The 13960-nt window shown below is 71.7% G+C and carries 16 protein-coding genes; 5 read left to right on the top strand and 11 right to left on the bottom strand.

What is annotated here, in order from left to right:
- Nucleotides 1-115: 115 nt before the first annotated feature.
- From ACZ6S5_RS10645 to ACZ6S5_RS10635, 3 genes are all read left to right on the top strand, one after another.
- Nucleotides 116-865: a FadR/GntR family transcriptional regulator gene (locus tag ACZ6S5_RS10645; RefSeq protein ID WP_465999749.1), complete on the top strand. Its 750-nt coding sequence runs from the start codon at nucleotides 116-118 to the stop codon at nucleotides 863-865.
- A 223-nt stretch (nucleotides 866-1088) separates the two neighbouring features.
- Nucleotides 1089-1790 carry a hypothetical protein gene (locus tag ACZ6S5_RS10640; protein ID WP_465999748.1) on the top strand — a complete coding sequence of 234 codons (702 nt, stop codon included), beginning with the start codon at nucleotides 1089-1091 and terminating at the stop codon, nucleotides 1788-1790.
- Nucleotides 1787-2176: a VOC family protein gene (locus ACZ6S5_RS10635; protein ID WP_465999747.1), complete on the top strand. Its 390-nt coding sequence runs from the start codon at nucleotides 1787-1789 to the stop codon at nucleotides 2174-2176. The genes ACZ6S5_RS10640 and ACZ6S5_RS10635 overlap by 4 nt, the downstream gene beginning before the upstream one ends.
- A 43-nt stretch (nucleotides 2177-2219) precedes the next feature.
- Here the strand turns inward: ACZ6S5_RS10635 and ACZ6S5_RS10630 are convergent, their stop codons facing one another.
- From ACZ6S5_RS10630 to ACZ6S5_RS10620, 3 genes are all read right to left on the bottom strand, one after another.
- Nucleotides 2220-2711, bottom strand: a complete 492-nt coding sequence (locus tag ACZ6S5_RS10630) for a hypothetical protein (protein ID WP_465999746.1) — start codon at nucleotides 2709-2711, stop codon at nucleotides 2220-2222.
- Between the two features lie 36 nt (nucleotides 2712-2747).
- Nucleotides 2748-3014 carry a maleylpyruvate isomerase N-terminal domain-containing protein gene (locus ACZ6S5_RS10625; protein ID WP_465999745.1) on the bottom strand — a complete coding sequence of 89 codons (267 nt, stop codon included), beginning with the start codon at nucleotides 3012-3014 and terminating at the stop codon, nucleotides 2748-2750.
- Nucleotides 3015-3091: 77 nt separating this feature from the next.
- The gene (locus ACZ6S5_RS10620; protein WP_465999744.1) at nucleotides 3092-3481 is read right to left on the bottom strand and encodes a DUF2267 domain-containing protein; all 390 of its coding nucleotides are present in this window, start codon (nucleotides 3479-3481) and stop codon (nucleotides 3092-3094) included.
- A 140-nt stretch (nucleotides 3482-3621) separates the two neighbouring features.
- On the opposite strand from ACZ6S5_RS10620, the gene ligD reads away from it, so the two are divergent.
- Together ligD and ACZ6S5_RS10610 are read left to right on the top strand one after the other, a co-directional pair.
- A complete protein-coding gene (ligD, locus tag ACZ6S5_RS10615; RefSeq protein ID WP_465999832.1) occupies nucleotides 3622-4584 on the top strand; it encodes a non-homologous end-joining DNA ligase in 963 nt (320 codons plus the stop codon).
- A 301-nt stretch (nucleotides 4585-4885) separates the two neighbouring features.
- Nucleotides 4886-5707: an alpha/beta fold hydrolase gene (locus tag ACZ6S5_RS10610; RefSeq protein ID WP_465999743.1), complete on the top strand. Its 822-nt coding sequence runs from the start codon at nucleotides 4886-4888 to the stop codon at nucleotides 5705-5707.
- Nucleotides 5708-5785: 78 nt separating this feature from the next.
- Here ACZ6S5_RS10610 and ACZ6S5_RS10605 read toward each other — a convergent pair whose 3' ends face one another.
- From ACZ6S5_RS10605 to ACZ6S5_RS10570, 8 genes are all read right to left on the bottom strand, one after another.
- On the bottom strand, nucleotides 5786-6283 hold the full coding sequence (locus ACZ6S5_RS10605) for a DinB family protein (RefSeq protein WP_465999742.1): 498 nt from the start codon (nucleotides 6281-6283) through the stop codon (nucleotides 5786-5788).
- A 29-nt stretch (nucleotides 6284-6312) separates the two neighbouring features.
- Complete coding sequence (locus ACZ6S5_RS10600) at nucleotides 6313-6723, bottom strand: DUF2267 domain-containing protein (protein ID WP_465999741.1); 411 nt, start codon at nucleotides 6721-6723, stop codon at nucleotides 6313-6315.
- A 69-nt stretch (nucleotides 6724-6792) separates the two neighbouring features.
- Complete coding sequence (locus tag ACZ6S5_RS10595) at nucleotides 6793-8646, bottom strand: transketolase (RefSeq protein ID WP_465999831.1); 1854 nt, start codon at nucleotides 8644-8646, stop codon at nucleotides 6793-6795.
- A 127-nt stretch (nucleotides 8647-8773) separates the two neighbouring features.
- Complete coding sequence (locus tag ACZ6S5_RS10590; RefSeq protein WP_465999740.1) at nucleotides 8774-9763, bottom strand: zinc-dependent alcohol dehydrogenase family protein; 990 nt, start codon at nucleotides 9761-9763, stop codon at nucleotides 8774-8776.
- Complete coding sequence (locus tag ACZ6S5_RS10585) at nucleotides 9760-10626, bottom strand: carbohydrate ABC transporter permease (protein ID WP_465999739.1); 867 nt, start codon at nucleotides 10624-10626, stop codon at nucleotides 9760-9762. The genes ACZ6S5_RS10590 and ACZ6S5_RS10585 overlap by 4 nt, the downstream gene beginning before the upstream one ends.
- Entirely contained in the window at nucleotides 10623-11555 is a 933-nt protein-coding gene (locus ACZ6S5_RS10580) for a carbohydrate ABC transporter permease (protein ID WP_465999738.1), read from the bottom strand. The genes ACZ6S5_RS10585 and ACZ6S5_RS10580 overlap by 4 nt, the downstream gene beginning before the upstream one ends.
- 60 nt (nucleotides 11556-11615) lie before the next feature.
- Nucleotides 11616-12986 (bottom strand): ABC transporter substrate-binding protein, encoded by a 1371-nt coding sequence (locus ACZ6S5_RS10575; protein WP_465999737.1) that lies wholly within the window; start codon nucleotides 12984-12986, stop codon nucleotides 11616-11618.
- A 52-nt stretch (nucleotides 12987-13038) separates the two neighbouring features.
- Nucleotides 13039-13800: a DeoR/GlpR family DNA-binding transcription regulator gene (locus tag ACZ6S5_RS10570; RefSeq protein WP_465999736.1), complete on the bottom strand. Its 762-nt coding sequence runs from the start codon at nucleotides 13798-13800 to the stop codon at nucleotides 13039-13041.
- Nucleotides 13801-13960: the final 160 nt, after the last annotated feature.

The raw sequence follows: 13960 nt of genomic DNA, 5'->3' as shown, positions 1-13960 counted from the left end.
TCGCCGCCCCAGGGGAAGAGCGCCACAACGCTGTAACGTCCGCTTAACGACCGGATGCTAGGCCGAAAAAGCTGACTTATTCAAGGGGTGATCCCGAACTGATATGCTCCGTCGCGTGGATCAGTCCTCCCCGGGGATCGCACCCGCCCAGTCCGGCCCCGCCGAGGCGGGGCTGCACGCCCGCGTCCTCGACCACCTCGGCACCGCCGTCTGCGGCGGCGAGCTGGCCGCCGGCTCGGTGCTCAACATCGACGAGCTGGTCGACCGGTACGCGGTCTCCCGGTCGGTGATCCGCGAGGTCCTGCGCGTACTCGCGTCGATGGGCTTCATCGAGACCCGGCGCCGGGTCGGGGTGCTGATCCGGCCCGCCGAGGCATGGAACGTCTTCGACCCGCAGGTGATCCGCTGGCGGCTCGCCTCCGCCGGGCGGATGGCGCAGCTACGCTCGATCACCGAGCTGCGGACCGCGATCGAGCCGCACGCGGCCTGGCTGGCGGCGAGCCGGATCTCCCCCGACGAGGCCAGCGACCTGGTCGGCATCGCCGCGAAGATGTGGGCCGCCGGCGAGGCCGGCGACGAGGAGCGGTTCCTCCATCTGGACATCGACTTCCACCGGCGGGTCCTCGTCGCCTCCGGCAACGAGATGTTCGTGAAGCTCCAGGAACTGGTCGCCGAGGTGCTGACCGGCCGGCACCACTACCACCTGATGCCGCACCACCCCGATCAGCAGGCGTTGCACCTGCACGCCGAGGTGGCCCAGGCGCTGCAGCACCGCGACGGCGAGCGGGCCCGCCGCGCCATGGTGCAGATCATGGAGCAGGCGTTCGACGAGATGAAGTCGATGTGGGAGCAAGCCGCCGGCTGAGCCGGCCTCCCCCACCCGGGACCGATCGGGGCGTAGACTGGGCGCGGCGCAGTCCCGCGCCTCACCTCCATCCCGGTGCTCACGCCACCGGTCCCGCGGAGGCAAAGGGGGCCCCGAGCCCTCGGGACGCGGTGCCGACAGGCCCACCGACACGCCACATGCCCAGGGCGGGGTCGACGGGAGCGTGAGTCCCCGCGACCGCGCCCTCGACAGGGAGCATGTGATGACGAGTCACAAGTCGTTCAAGTCCCGGGTGCGGACCCGGATTGCCCGCACCGGCGAGAGCTACACGACCGCCCGCCGGCAGCTGCTGGCCAGGCCCGGAGCCGCCGCCCCGGCACCCGAACCCTCCTCCCCCGCCCGGACGCAGATGGACCGCGTCTCCGCCGCGTTGCTGCGCGAGCGCACCGGCCGCGACTGGGACGAGTGGTTCGGCCGGCTCGACGCCTGGGGCGCGGTCGACCGGACCCACACCGAGACCGCGCGCTGGCTGGTCACCGCGCACGAGGTACCGGGCTGGTGGGCGCAGACCATCACCGTCGGGTACGAGCAGGCGCGCGGGCTGCGCGCCCCCGGCCAGCGGCGCGGCGGCGGCTTCGAGGCCACCGGCAGCCGGACGGTGGCGGTGCCGGTGGCGGAGCTGTTCGCGGCGTTCGCCGACGAGGCGGTACGCCGGCGGTGGCTGCCCGACGTGGCGATCCGGGTCCGTACGGCCACCGCGCCGAAGACCTTCCGGGCGGACTGGGGCGGCGGGCCGAGCCGAATCGCCGTCGGCTTCACTCCGGTGAGCGGGACGAAGGCGCGGGTGGCCGTGCTGCACGAGAAGCTCAGCGACGCCGCGGCGGCCGACCGGCTCAAGGCGTACTGGCGGGACCGGCTCGCCGCTCTGAAGCAGCTGCTGGAGAAGGCGGAGGTGGCCCGATGAGCGGCGCGACGTTCGTCAGCCTACCGGTGGCCGACCTCGACCGGGCGGTCGAGTTCTTCACCGCGCTGGGCTTCACGGCCGGGCCTCGGCAGCCCGGCGGCGAGAGCGCCCAGCTCACCCTTCACGAGACCACCCACCTGATCCTGCACACCCCGGCGGCCTTCGCCGCGTTCGCCAGGGCCGAGGTGTGCGACACCGCCACCAGTCGGGAGGTGATCGTCGGCCTCGGCGTCGACCGGCGGGAGCGGGTGGACGAGCTGGTCGACGTGGCGGTGGTCGCGGGCGGCACCTCGCTGGGTCCGGGGCAGGAACTCGGGTTCATGTACATGCGCGGGTTCCGGGACCTCGACGGCCACCAGTGGTCCTTCCTGCACCTGCCCGGCTGAGCCGGGGGTGGGGTCGGCGGCCACTTGGCCGCCGGCCCCACCGTCAGCCGAACGCGACCCGCTCCAGCCAGAAGTCCAGCAGCTTCGCGTCGCCGAGGACCTCGACGACGGTGGTGTCGACCGGGCGCCGTCGGTAAATGATCAACAACAGCTCGGCCACCGGCCCGCGTAACGCCACGGTGGCCTTCTCGTGCGCCCGCCGCCAGGCCAGGGCGTCGCCGGTGAGGTCCACCAGCCACTCCGCGCCCACCTCCGCCGGCACGTCGGTGGCGTGAAAGTGCAGCGTGCGGCCGGGGCCGAGCAGCTCCCGCTGGTGCGGGTGAAAGTCCAGCATCTCGGGGAGCGAGCCCAGCTCCATCCACTCGTCGAGCGCGTCGACCGCCAGCATCGGGTCAACGGCGAAGTCCGCGCCCAGCGCGAGGGCGGCGTCCGCGCGGTGCAGCAACGTCTCATGGGCGAACCGGCGGGCCCAGAACATGCCGGCCGCCGGAGTCACCAACGGCGTCCAGGTGGCCACAGCCGGGCCGGCCGTCATCAGGGCGTCGGCCAGCTCGGCGGCGCCCTCGACCAGCTACGGGCCGACCACCGCGGGTTCCTCCCGGGCGTACGGCGACAGGTCGCGGAAATGGGTGTCCGGAGGTGGGCTGGCGGCCCGGGTGCGGACCACCTCGGCGGCCCAGCGCTGGCCGCCGCCGAGGTGCCGGACCAGCTGGCCGACGTTCCAACCCGGGCAGGACGGGACGGCCACGGTGAGGTCGGCCCGGTCGAGGTGGGACCGCAGCAGGTCGCTCTGGGCGACGATCTCGGCGCAGTGTCGGTCGAAGCTCAGCCGGGCCATCAACCCAACCTAGTGGGCGATCGGCCAGCCAGGGGGAAGCCGACGGCCGGCGTCGCACCGCCCCGGACGATCGGCGGTCAGGGCTCGCGGGGCACCGGCTGGGCCAGTGCGCCGATCTCCCGCGGCAACTGGGCCAGCGCGTGCTCGAACTCGCGGTGCCCGACCACCCGGTGCAGGGTCTGCAGCACCGCCCGCACGCCGCGCTCGGCGACCTCCGGCGCCGAGCCGGCGCGCTCGGCCACCCGGCGCAGGAACTCGTCGTACCCGAACGCCTCCGGCTCCTCCGGGCGCGCCCGGGCCAGCAGCGGGCGCAGCTCGTGGGCGACGTGGTCGGCCAGGTCCGCGGCCTCGCCGCCGCTGATCCGTTCGGCGAGCGTACGCAGGGTCGCCTCGGTCAGGGCGCGGGCGGTCTCCGCCGGTACGCCCGCCCGCGCGGCCACCTTCTCGAAGAACTCCAGCTCGGCCATGCCCCGTCCTTCCCGTCCCGGAGACCGGCTGGCTACCCGCCGGCGACCGGCACAAACGGTGGGGCGCCGGCGGGGCCGGCAAAAGGCCGGAAACCTGCGTCGCGCGCGGCGCGGACGACCATGATCGAGGCGTGGCCAGGATGCCCAAACTCGTGCCGCCGATGCTGGCGTCCAGCGGCGCGCTGCCCACCGGCCCCGGCTGGGGGTACGAGTTCAAGTGGGACGGCGTCCGCGCGGTCGCGTACGTCGACGACGGGCTCCGGCTGCTCAGCCGCAACGACCGGGACGTCACCCGGGCGTACACCGAGCTGGGTGAGCTCGCCGGGCTGCTGGCCGGGCGGCGGGCGGTGCTGGACGGGGAGATCGTGGCCCTGGACGCCGGCGGCCGGCCCAGCTTCTCGGCGCTGCAACGCCGGATGCACGTCCGGGCGCCAGCCGCCGCGCTGGTCGCCACGACCCCGGTGCGGCTGTACCTGTTTGATCTGCTGCACCTCGACGGGCGGGACACCACGTCCCTGCCGTACCAGGAACGCCGGGCGGCGCTCGATGAGCTGGGGCTCAGCGGCGACAGCGTGGAGACGCCGCCGTACTGGACCGGCGAGGCCGGCCGGGACCTGGCCACGGCGGCGGCCGAGCTCGGCCTCGAAGGGGTCGTCGCCAAGCGGCTCGACTCGGCGTACGAACCCGGTCGCCGGGCATCGGCGTGGGTCAAGGTGCCGCTCAACGACACCGTGGAGGTGGTCGTGGGCGGGTGGCGGGCCGGTGCGGGTCGCCGGGCCGGCACCATCGGCTCCCTGCTGCTGGGCATGTACGACCCGCGGGACCGGCTGGTCTACGTCGGGCAGGTCGGCACCGGCTTCACCCAGGCCGTGTTGCGCGACCTCCAGCGGCGGCTGGAGCCGCTGGCCCGGCGGCATCCGCCCTTCGACTCGCCGGTTCCGCGGGAGCACGCCCGCCACGCCGCCTGGGTCGAACCGGTGCTGGTCGGCGATGTCACCTTCCGGTCGTGGACCCCGGACCGCCGGCTGCGGCACCCCTCCTGGAAGGGGCTGCGCAGCGACCGCGACCCGGCCGAGGTCCGGTTGCAAGAGCGACCGGGGTGACCGGAGCTACCGGCGCGCAATCACGTTCCCCGCCGGAGCACTCCGGCTGTAGGAACCTGGCCCATCTGCCCTGAATGCGGCGTCGCCACGATCAGACTATGCGCCGGTTGAGGCCCACCGCCCCACCTCTGGCAAGACCAGGTGGTGGTGAAGGGGCTGCCCACCCGAGAACACCCTCCTGGTCCTGGTGAACCTGCCGTTCCGCTGCCTTGAACGGCCTAGCCTCGGTGGAAGACGAGGCAGGTACGCAGTTGACTCGAACAACCGCGTGTCGATCCTGACGAATGAGGAGAGCAGCGGCATGAGCTACGTCACCGGGACGGACGGCGCGGAGATCTACTACAAGGACTGGGGTGAGGGCCCGGCCGTCACCTTCTCCCACGGCTGGCCGCTGAACGCCGACGCCTGGGACGGGCAGATGCTCTTCCTCGTGCAGAACGGGTTCCGGGTGGTCGCGCACGACCGCCGTGGTCACGGCCGGTCGAGCCAGGCCCGCAGCCGCAACGACATGGACGGGTACGCCGACGATCTGGCCGCGGTCATCGAGGCGCTCGACCTGCGCGACGTCACCCTCGTCGGCCACTCGACCGGCGGCGGAGAGGTCGCCCGGTACATCGGTCGCCACGGCACCGGGCGGGTCGCCAAGGCGGTCCTCATCGCGGCAGTACCGCCGATCATGGTGCAGAGCCCGGACAACCCGGAGGGATTGCCGATCAACGTCTTCGACGAGATGCGCGCCAACCTGTTCGCCGATCGGTCGCAGTTCTACCAGGATCTGGCGCAGATGTTCTACGGCGCCAACCGGCCGGGCGCAAAGGTCTCGAAGGGCATCCTTGACCAGTTCTGGCTGTGGAGCATGCAGGCCGGCCTGCTGAACGCGTACGAGAGCATCAAGGCGTTCTCCGAGACGGACTTCCGTGACGACCTGGCGAAATTTGACGTCCCAACCCTCGTGCTGCACGGCGAGGATGACCAGATCGTCCCCGTGAAGGACTCGGCGCACAAGACCGCGCAGCTGGTCGCGAACACGCAGGAGATCTACTACCCGGGCGCACCGCACGGCATCACGTCGACCATGCAGGACCAGGTCAACAAAGACCTGCTCGCGTTCCTGCGGAGCTGACCGGAAGCGTCACCGGCGTCCGGTCAGGCGCTGGGCGCCGAAGACGGAGAGAAGCCGCAGCGTCTCGTCAGTGCGGCACTACTCGTTGATGAGCTGCTCTCGAAGAATGTCTGCGTGCCCACAGTGCTGGGCGAGCTCGCGCAGCACGTGGAGATACACCCACCGCAGCGGAAGCGGGCCCCGCCGGTGCCCGTGCAGGATGTCGTCCAGACCCAGGGATGACGTCGCATGGCGTGATGCTTCGCAGGCTTCGCGGTGTGCCTGCTGGACGGTGGCGATCGTGTCGTCGTCCTCGAGGAGGAACGACTCCTCCGACGCCGCGGGGATGCCGATCTCCGCACGCGACCGGCCCGTGACGACTTCGTCAAACCAGACCTTCTCGACGAAGGTCGCGTGCTTCACCAGACCCAGCAGCGTGGTCCGGGAGGCCACCAACGATCGGCGCACCTGTTCCTCTGTCAGCCCGTCCAAGCAGCCGTTGAGCGCGCCGCGGTGCTCGTCGAGGAACGCCTCGAACTGGGCCTGGGCTGGCTGTGCGACGACTTGGTCGGCGAAGGTGGGCGGGTAGGAGGGCATGGGCGAAGCATTCCAGACCGTCGCCCCCGCTACGTGCCGACCCGGCGGGTTTCGAGGCGGCTGGACGCCGGGCCGGTGAGCTGCCAGAAGTCCTGCGGCAGCTGGTCGACGACGTCCCCGTACTCCTTGGCGCTGATCCTCTCCCGCAGCGTGTCGAACACGGCGCGGACGCCGTCGGTCGCCGCCTGGAGATCCACCGCGGCCCGGGCCTGCACCCGCTCAAGGAACTCCGGCAGCCCGAACGGCTCGGGATTCACCCCGGCCCGGCTGGTGACAGACGCCTTCAGTTCCTCGGGAAGCTGCGCCGCGAGGTCCTCCGCCTGTCCGCCGGTGATCCGCTCGGCCAGTGTCTGGAGTGTGGCGCGGGTGATCGGCTCGGCCTGCGCCGGGGACATCTTCGGTTTCGCCGCCACCGCCTGGATGAACTCCGTGTAGTTCACCTGAACCCCCTCTCGGACCGGACCTGCGGGTACCCGCGCGGGTGGGGATGAAACGGGCCGGGTCGGCGGTCAGGCCAGGGCGCGCGCCGCCGAGACGATGTCGTTCACCCCGATCCCGGCCTGGTCCATCTGCTGGGTGGGGGTGCCGGAGCCGGGCAGGCCGCGGACCGCCAGGTGGTTGACCCGTACCGGGTCGGCGAGGTCGGCCAGCGACTCGAGCACGGCGGCGCCGAGGCCGCCCTGCGGGTAGTGGTCCTCGACCACCACCAGCCGGCCGCCGGTGTCCCGGACGGCGTCGAGCAGGCGCTGCCGGTCGACCGGCTTGACCGAGTAGAGGTCGATGACCCGGGCCTCGATCCCCTCGCGCACCAGCTCGTCGGCGGCGGCGAGGCAGTTGTGCACGGTCACCCCGGCGCCGATCAGCGCGACGTCACCGCCCTCGCGGACCAGTTTGCTGCCGCCGACCGGGAAGTCGGCGCCGTTGTCGTAGAGCACCGGGTACTTGCCGCGGGTGGTGCGCAGGTAGCTGATGCCCTTGCATTCGACCATCTGCGCGACGAGGGCGGCGCAGGAGACGGCGTCGCTGGGATAGAGCACCGTCGACCCCTGGACGGCGCGCATCGCGGCCAGGTCCTCCAGCCCCATCTGCGAGGGGCCGTCCGGGCCGATCTCCACGCCGGCGTGCGAGCCGGCGAGGGCGATGTCGGCCCGGGAGATGCCGGCCATCCGGATGAAGTCGTAGGCGCGGGTGAGGAATGCGGCGAAGGTCGCGGCGAACGGCCGGTAGCCGCGTACCTGGAGGCCGACCGCGGCGGCGACCAGTTGCTGCTCGGCGATGAACATCTCGAAGAACCGGTCCGGGTACGCCTCGCCGAACTTGTCGGCGCGGGTGGAGTCGCTGACCTCGCCGTCCAGGGCGACCACGTCCGGGCGCGCGCCCAGCGCGCGCAGCGCGTCCCCGTATGCGTTGCGGGTGGCCACCTTCGCGCCCTTCTCGTAGCGGGGCAGCTCCGGTGGCTCGTGGGCGGGGGCGGGGGGCGGCGTGAAGCTGCCGGGGTGCCGCCCCGTGACGCGGATCTGCCGTACGCCCCCGAGGGCCTGGACGGCCCGCTCGGCCATGTCCGGCTTGAGCGCCTTGCCGTGCCAGTCCGGCTTGTTCTCGACCTCCGGCACCCCCTTGCCCTTGACCGTCCGAGCGAGCACGACCGTCGGGCCGGTCGCCTCCCGGGCCCGGCGGTACGCGTCGTCGATGGCGGCCAGGTCGTGGCCGTCGACGACGAGCGCGTGACAGCCGAACGCCTCGACCCGCCGGCGGTAGGTGTCCAGGTCCCATTCGAGCTCGGTCGGGCCCCGCTGCCCGAACCGGTTCACGTCCACGATGGCGGTGAGGTTGCTCAGCCCGTAGTGACTGGCCTTGTCCAGGGCCTCCCAGATGGAGCCCTCGGCGGTCTCGCTGTCGCCGCAGAGCACCCAGACGTGGAACGGCCGCTGGTCCAGGTACCGGCCGGCCAGCGCGATGCCCACGCCGACCGGCAGGCCCTGGCCGAGCGAACCGGTGGCCACCTCCACCCACGGCAGGACCGGGGTCGGGTGTCCCTGCAGGCGCGAGCCCGACTGCCGGTAGGTGTCCATCAGCTCCTGCTCGCTGATCGCGCCGACCGCCCGGAACACGGCGTAGAGCAGGGGTGAGGCGTGGCCCTTGGAGAAGATCAGGTGGTCGTTGGCGGGGTTGCGGGGGTTGCGCCAGTCGTAGCGCAGGTGCCGGGAGATCAGCACGGCCAGCAGGTCGGCGGCGGACAGGCTGGAGGTCGGGTGGCCGGACCCGGCCTTCGTGCTGCTGCGGATCGAGTCCACCCGGAGCTGGGCGGCGAGGTCACCCAGCCGGGTGAGTTCCTCGTCCCGCAGCGTCCGCTCTGCTTCCATCGTCACCGGAATCGCCTCCCGCAGTCGACCCTGGTCGGCCGGCCATGCCGCACCCCACCGTAGCCAGAGGGCGAACGTTTATCCGGTTAACCACCGATTTGCCGGCGACCGCTCCTACCCTCCCCCGTCAACCCGCTATCTGGATCTTGCGGCCGACGCCCGCCCGGAACTGTGCCATCGCGTCGGCGTACCGGTCGAGCGGGAAGCGGTGGCTGATGAAGACGTCCGGATCCAGCACGCCCGCGGCGAACAGCTCGCCCGCCCGCTCGAAGCTGTGCAGCACCGCCATCGACCCGGTGACGGTGATCTCCCGGTTGTAGATCCGGTACGGCTCCACGGTCGCCCGGGTGCGGTACTCGGCGACCCCGAACTGGAGGAACGTCCCGGCCGGGGCCACCCGGCCCAGCCCGTCGTCGATCGCGGCCCGCACGCCCGTGCAGTCGATGACCACGTCCCAGCCGCGCGGCCGGGTCAGGTCCTCCGCGCTCGCGCCGCCGGCCGTGCAGCCCAACCGGATCGCGGTGGCGAGCCGGTCCGGATTCGGGTCGACCACGCTGACGCTCGCCGCGCCGCAGCGCTTCGCCAACTCCAGCATCATCAGGCCCATGGTGCCGGCCCCGTAGATCAGGTAGTGGTCGGCGAGCCGGCGGGGCAGCACGTCGAAGCCGCGTACCGCGCAGGAGAGCGGCTCGATCAGCGCGGCGTCGGCCGGCGCGACGGACTCCGGCAGCGGGAAGCAGTTCTTCACCGGCGCGACCGCGTACTCGGCCGCGCCGCCGGAGACGGTGACCCCGATGGCCGCCCAGCGTTCGCAGAGGTTGCCCCGGCCCCGGCGGCACTGGTAGCACTCCCCGCAGTGCAGCGACGGGTCGACCGCCACCGCATCACCGATCCGCACGTCGGTGACGTCCCGACCGACCTCGACCACCCGGCCGGCGAACTCGTGACCCGGCACGATCGGGTACGCGGGCGCGAACTCGCCGTCCATGATGTGCAGGTCGGTGCCGCAGATCCCGCAGCCGGCGACCTCGACGACCACGTCGCGCGGGCCGGGCGTGGGATCGGGCACGGACTCCAGCTCGATCCGACCCGGCGTGACGATGACCGCTGCCTTCACTTGACCGCCCCCATAGAGAGTCCTCGGACGAGTTGCTTCTGGGCGATCCAGCCGGCCAGCACGACCGGCAGCGACACGGTGGTCGCCGCCGCGCAGAGCCGGGCGAGGAACAGCCCTTCGGAGGTGATGAAGCCGACCAGGAAGATCGGCGAGGTGCCGGCCCTGGTCGCGGTGAGGTTCACCGCGAAGAAGAACTCGTTCCAGCTGAAGATGAAACAGATCAGGGCCGTGGCGGCCAAGCCGGGCGCGACGATCGGCAGCAGGATCCGCCGGATCGTCACCGTCAGGCTCGCGCCGTCCATCGCCGCCGCCTCGATCAGCGCGGCCGGCACCTCCAGCAGGAAGGACCGCATCATCCACACCGCGAGCGGGAGGTTCATCGAGGTGTAGAGGATGACCATGGTCCAGACGTTGTCGAGCATGCCGAGTTCCTTGACCAGCAGGTAGATCGGCAGCAGCGCGGCGACCGCGGGCAACATCTTGGTGCTGATGAAGAAGAACAGCACGTCGCGCCACTTGGCGACCGGGCGGATCGACAGCGCGTACGCCGCGGGGGTGGCCAGCAGCAGCACCAGCAGGGTGGACAGCAGGCTGGCCATCAGGGAGTTGAGCAGGTACGGCGTGATGTCCCGGTCGAACACCTGCCGGTAGCCGTCGAGGACCGGGGTGAAGAACCAGGACGGCGGGTTGCTGGCGGCGTCGACCTCGCGCTTGAAGCCGGTGAGCACCATCCAGAGCACGGGCAGGAAGAACAGCAGCCCGGCCAGCCAGGCCAGCGCGGTCCACGCTGCTCCGGTGGCGCCGCTGGTCCGCCGGGCCGGGCTGGTCCGCCGGCGGGAGGCGCGTCGGGTCAGGGTCGTCATCGCGCGTCCTCCATCCGGAACAGGCTGGAGATCACCCGCAGCGCGAAGGTGGCGACGATGATGGTGCCGATCACCACCACGACCCCGGCCGCGGCGGCCTCGCCGTACTCGAACTTGCGGAAGGTGGTCAGATAGATCTCGTACGGCAGGTTGGTGGTGGCGGTGCCGGGCCCGCCCTGGGTGATGGTGAAGACGGCGTCGAACGTCTGCACCAGGTAGATCGAGCCGAGCAGGGCGCCCAGTTCCAGGTAGGGCCGCAGGTAGGGCAGGGTCACCCGGGTGAAGGTCTGCCACGGTCCGGCCCCGTCGACCCGGGCGGCTTCCAGGGTTTCCAGCGACTGGCTCTGCAACCCGGCCAGAATGATCAGCATCATGAACGGGGTCCACTGCCAGACCAGGGTGGTGACCACCGAGAGCATCGGATACCGGGACACCCAGTCGGTGCTACCGCCCACGATGCCGTTGATCAGGCCGTAGGACGGGTTGTAGATGGCGTGCTTCCACAGCAGCGCCGCCGCCATCGGCATCACCAGGAACGGCGTGATGAGCAGGGTACGGACCACGCCGCGCCCGGGGAACCGGCGGTCCAGCAGGATGGCCAGGCCGAGGCCGAGCAGGACGGACAGCACGACGGAGGCGGCGGTGAGCACCACGGTGTTCAGCAGGGCGGCGCGCAGCCGGCCGTCGGTGAGCACCGTGCCGTAGTTGGCGAGGCCGACGAAGGCCCGCCGGCCGGGCCGCAGCGCGTTCCAGTCGAGGGTGGACAGGTAGAGGGTGACCAGGAACGGGACCTGGGTCACCACGATCGCGAAGATCAGGGCGGGCAGCAGCGGGGCGCGGCGGGTCCAGCGCTGCCGCGCGGCGGCGGGGACGGGTCGGACGGTACGCCGGCGTGCCGTGCCCGGGCCGGCGGTGACGGTCTGGGTCATGGGACCACCTCGGGAGGCAGGGCCGGGGCCGGCCGGCGGTCGACCGGCCCCGGCCGGCGGCTACCGGTATTCCTTGGCGACGCTCTCGGCCAGCCGCTGGCCGTCGGCGAGCGCCTTGTCGACGGTGGTGCTGCCGGCGATGGCGGCGGAGACCTCCTGGGAGACCTTCGTGCCGAGGTCGGCGAACTCGGGGATGCCGACGAACTGCACGCCGAGCGCGGGCCGGGGTTGCACCCCCGGGTTGACCGGGTCGGCCTCCTGGATGGACTTGAGGGTGAGGTCGGCGAAGGCGGTGGCGGACTGCCGGTACTCGGGGATCGCGTACGTGGACTGGCGCTTGCCCGCCGGCACCCGGGACCAGCCGAGCGACGAGCCGATCAGCTTCTCGTAGTCCTTGCCGGTGGCCCAGGAGATGAACTTCCAGGCGGCGTCGGCGTTCTTGGTGGTCTTCGGCATCGCCAGCGCCCAGGCCCACAGCCAGCCGGACGACTTCGTCCTGCTCACCGGGGCGTACGCGTAGCCGACCTTGCCGGCGACCTTGCTCGCGCTCTTGTCCTCCAGGGTGCCGGCGGCGGAGGTGGCGTCGTACCACATGGCCGCCTTGCCCTGGCCGAAGGTGTTCAGGCACTCGGTGAAGCCGGCCTGCGGCGCGCCCGCCTCGCCGTGCGCCCGGACCAGGTCGACGTAGAACTTCGTCGCGGCGGTGAACTCCGGCGCGTTCACCTTCGGGGTCCAGTCCTTTTCGAACCAGGTGCCGCCGAAGGTGTTGACGACCGTCGTCAGCGGGGCGAACAGCTCGCCCCAGCCGGGCAGCCCGCGCAGGCAGATGCCGGCGACGCCGGCCTTCTTGTCGTCGAGCCGCGCGGCGAACTGGGCCACCTGCTGCCAGGTCGGCCGCTCCGGCATAGTCAGGCCCTTGGCCGCGAAGAGCTCCTTGTTGTACATGAGAAAGGACGACTCGCCGTAGAACGGCGCGGCATAGAGCTTGCCGTCCTGACCGGAGAGCGAGGCGACCATCGGCTTGAGCAGGTCGCCCTCGTCGTAGCCCGAGTCGGCGTCGGCGTACGAGCTCAGTTCGTGCAGCCAGCCGTTCTTGGCCCAGATCGGCGCCTCGTACGCCCCGATCGTCGCCACGTCGTACTGGCCGCCCTGGGTGGCGACGTCCTGGGTGACCTTGTCGCGCAGTTCGTTCTCCGGCAGGATCGTGAACCGCACGGTGATCCCGGTCTGTTTGGTGAAGTTGTCGGCGGTGACCTTCGCCAGGTCCTCCATCTGCGGGTTGCCGACCATCAGCACGGTGATCGTCTTGCCGCCGCTGCCGCCGGACGAGGAGCCGCCGCCGGCGCCCGAGCAGGCGGTGGTGGTGAGACCGACCGCGACGGCGACGGCGAGCGCGGCCCGCCAGCGGCGAGGAGACCGTGTTCTGGACACAGTGGACCTCCAGAGGTGGTGGTGTGGTGGTGGAAACGGGCCGGCCGGGCGCTCAGACGCGCAGCACCACGGGGCCGAGCAGCGAGTAGCGGTGCGCCTCGGACGCCGGCAGCGCGGTGTCCGTGACGATGGTGTCGACGTCTCCGACGTCGGCGAAGCGGCAGAAGCTGTGGCCGCCGAACTTGGTGTGCACGCCGGCGAACACCACCCGCCGGGCGACCGCCATGACCTGGGCCTTGACGGCGGCCACCGCCGGGTCGGGCGTGGTAAGCCCGTGCTCGCGGGAGATGCCGTTGGCCCCGACGTAGGCCAGGTCGATGACGAAGCCGGCGAGCATGGCGGTGGCCCAGTGGTCGACGGTGGCGAGGGTGCGTCCCCGGACCCGGCCGCCGAGCAGCAGGACGGTGACGGTCGGGTAGGTGGCGAGCGTCGCGGCGGTGTGCAGCGAGGCGGTCACCACGGTCAGCGGCCGGTGCGTGGGCAGCGTCTCGGCGATCAGTTGCGGGGTGTAGCCCTCGTCGATGAAGACCGACTCCGCGTCGCCGAGGTGCTCGACGGCCGCGGCGGCGATCCGCCGCTTCTCCGCGACCATCCTGGTGGTGCGGGTCTCCAGCGTGGTCTCGAAGCGGGCGGTCTCCATCGGGTACGCCCCGCCGTGGGTGCGGCGCACCAGCCCTTGCTGGGCCAGCAGGCTGAGGTCGCGCCGGATGGTCTCCGGCGCGACGCCCAGGTCGGCGGCCAGCTTCTGCACGTCGACGTCGCCCTGGCGCCGGGCGAGGCCGAGGATGTGGTGTCTGCGCTGCGCTGCGTCCACCTCGCACCTCCCGCCCGGCTCGTGCTTCTTTTTGTAACACCGGCGCCGTGGCGTGACGACGGTCACATTCGGGGTAATGCGGTGTGTTTGCCGCCCGCCATCCGGCACCACACGGGCAGCGCAAAGCCCACCAGAAGCCGCATCCTTCTCCTTTGGCGCG

The sequence above is a fragment of the Micromonospora sp. NPDC051924 genome (assembly GCF_055586005.1).
Note: the sequence above shows the minus strand (reverse complement) of the source record. Positions and strands in the feature narration are given on the sequence as shown.